This window comes from Stenotrophomonas pictorum JCM 9942 (genome assembly GCF_001310775.1).
GTDB lineage: Bacteria > Pseudomonadota > Gammaproteobacteria > Xanthomonadales > Xanthomonadaceae > Stenotrophomonas > Stenotrophomonas pictorum.
Genome location: NZ_BAZI01000364.1, coordinates 1 through 2,619 on the forward strand (window position 1 = coordinate 1; position 2,619 = coordinate 2,619).

The 2,619-nt window shown below is 64.9% G+C and carries 2 pseudogenes; one reads left to right on the forward strand and one right to left on the reverse strand.

Annotation, left to right across the window (positions count from 1 at the left end):
- Positions 1–281: 281 nt before the first annotated feature.
- Positions 282–1,303, forward strand: a pseudogene (gene tdh, locus JCM9942_RS13725) (L-threonine 3-dehydrogenase).
- A 333-nt stretch (positions 1,304–1,636) separates the two neighbouring features.
- Here the strand turns inward: tdh and JCM9942_RS18395 are convergent.
- Positions 1,637–2,431, reverse strand: a pseudogene (locus JCM9942_RS18395) (TorF family putative porin); the annotation flags it as partial.
- Positions 2,432–2,619 lie beyond the last annotated feature (188 nt).

Below are 2,619 nucleotides of genomic sequence, written 5' to 3' on the forward strand. Positions count from 1 at the left end.
CCGGCCTGCTTCAGCGGCCCGGCGATTTCCGGCAGCTGCTGCGGCACCCACATGCCTTCGGCGGCCTGCGCGGCCTGGGCCATGCCCAAACCGGCCACGATGGAAAAAGCGAGAAGATTCAAACGCATGGAACATTCCCCAAATTAAGGTTGCGGCGATTGTAGCGGTTGCAACCGCCGCCCCTCCCCTGCCATCGGTCAGTACCGGGTTGTTACAGACGAAAGCATATAATCGGCGCCCTCACTCACACGGCGGTTTTCCCTGCAATGGCACACAACACGATGCGCGCGCTGGTGAAGCGCGAAGCGACCAAGGGCATCTGGATGGAACAGGTGCCGGTCCCCACGCCCGGCCCCAACCAGGTGCTGATCAAGCTGGAGAAGACCGCCATCTGTGGCACCGACCTGCACATCTACCTGTGGGACGAGTGGAGCCAGCGCACCATCACCCCGGGCCTGACCATCGGCCATGAATTCGTCGGCCGCATTGCCGAAATCGGTCCGGGCGTGACCGGCTACGAGATCGGCCAGCGCGTGTCGGCCGAAGGCCACATCGTCTGCGGCCACTGCCGCAACTGCCGCGGCGGCCGCCAGCACCTGTGCCCGAACACGGTGGGCATCGGCGTCAACGTCAACGGCGCGTTTGCCGAATACATGGTGATGCCGGCCACCAACCTGTGGCCGATCCCGGACCAGATCCCGTCGGAGCTGGCCGCGTTCTTCGACCCCTACGGCAACGCCGCGCACTGTGCGCTGGAGTTCGATGTGATCGGCGAGGACGTGCTGATCACCGGCGCCGGTCCGATCGGCATCATCGCCGCCGGCATCTGCAAGCATATCGGCGCGCGCAATGTGGTGGTCACCGACGTCAACGACTTCCGCCTGAAGCTGGCCGCCGACATGGGCGCCACGCGCGTGGTCAACGTCGCCAACACCTCGCTCAAGGACGTGATGGCCGAGCTGCACATGGAGGGCTTCGACGTGGGCCTGGAAATGAGCGGCAACCCGCGCGCCTTCAACGACATGCTCGACTGCATGTACCACGGCGGCAAGATCGCCATGCTCGGCATCATGCCCAAGGGCGCCGGCTGCGACTGGGACAAGATCATCTTCAAGGGTCTGACCGTGCAGGGCATCTACGGCCGCAAGATGTACGAGACCTGGTACAAGATGACCCAGCTGGTGCTGTCCGGCTTCCCGCTGGGCAAGGTGATGACCCACCAGTTGCCGATCGACGACTTCCAGAAGGGCTTTGACTGATGGAAGAAGGCAAGGCCGGCAAGGTCGTGCTGAGCTGGAACTGACCGCCAGCAGATGAAACACCGAAGGCGCCGCAAGGCGCCTTCGGTCGTTGCGGGAGACACCGAACGGACGCAATTCCGGCAAATCGTCGCAGCGCGCGTACGCGGCGGCCCCTTCTGATCGCCCGTCCCCCCGGCGCGAACGGCAGGTAGGCAGCTGTTGCCGGGCCGGTCAGCATCGCGCGACCGGGAGCAGGTGATCGCAGGTGGCAGCGGTAGGGCCGCGGTAGCGCGGCGCTTTCCCCGACGGCGGAACCCGCCAAGAAAAAGGCGCCTTGCGGCGCCTTTTTCACACCACATCAAACACCGATCAGGCACGTCCACCGAGACGGTGAACACCACACCCGGCTTGTAGGTGTCCGACTCGCGGCGCAGCGACGGCGCGTCCGCACCGAAGGTGTCGTAGTAGCCCACAGTGGCGGTGGCCGGGCCGAACGCCTTGGAAACCGAGATCGAGCCGTCGTAGTAATCCTCGCGACGCGGCCAGTCGTTGCCCTGGGCCTTGATCGTGGTGTAGCCGGCCGAGGCGCCGATCGAGAAGCCGGTCTCGCCGATGTCGTAGCTGGCTTCCAGCGCGCTGTAGGTCTGCTCGGCACCGCTGTTGCTGTAGTCGTCGGCATAGCCCAGCAGGCCGCTGACGGTCACCGGGCCGGTCCAGGTGACCTTGGCCAGATATTCGTTGTAGTCGATGTCGCCGTAGTCGCTGGAGGCGCTGGTGTAGGTGTAACGGTTCACCCCCAGGTCCAGATTCCAGCGGTCGGACAGGTCCTTGCTCCAGCCGATGGCGTAGTCGACCTCGAAGTTCGGGCCGCCCTTCTCGCCGAAGTCGACGTTGGAGCCCCAGACGGTGGCATACAGGCCGAACGGCGCGCTGTAGCTGGCCTCGGCCTGGAACGCCGGGCCGTTGTCGGTCTGCGACACACCACGGAACACGTAGTCGGTGGTGACCGTCGCGTTGAAGCTGAACGGGGATGCGGTTTCCTCGCTGTCCTGGGCGCTGACAGCAAACGGTACGGACAACAGGGCGGCGCAAACGGCAGCGGCAAGGCGCTTGTTGTGCATCAGGGATTCTCCAGGCAGTGGGGGATATCGAAACCGTAGCGGCCACGATTCACGAATTTTTAACCGCATCCTATTGCGATGCAACAACTTCGTGCTCCCCGCCCCCCCCTATTCAGCGCTCCGTGCGCGGGAACACGCCATAGCGTCGCACCTGCAGATGCACGGTGCTGCCGGGCGTGTAGGCCGGCGCCGCCGCCGGCAACTCCAGCTCCAGTTCCGAGGCATCGGCATCGAGTTTTGCGCGCAGCCGGACCTTG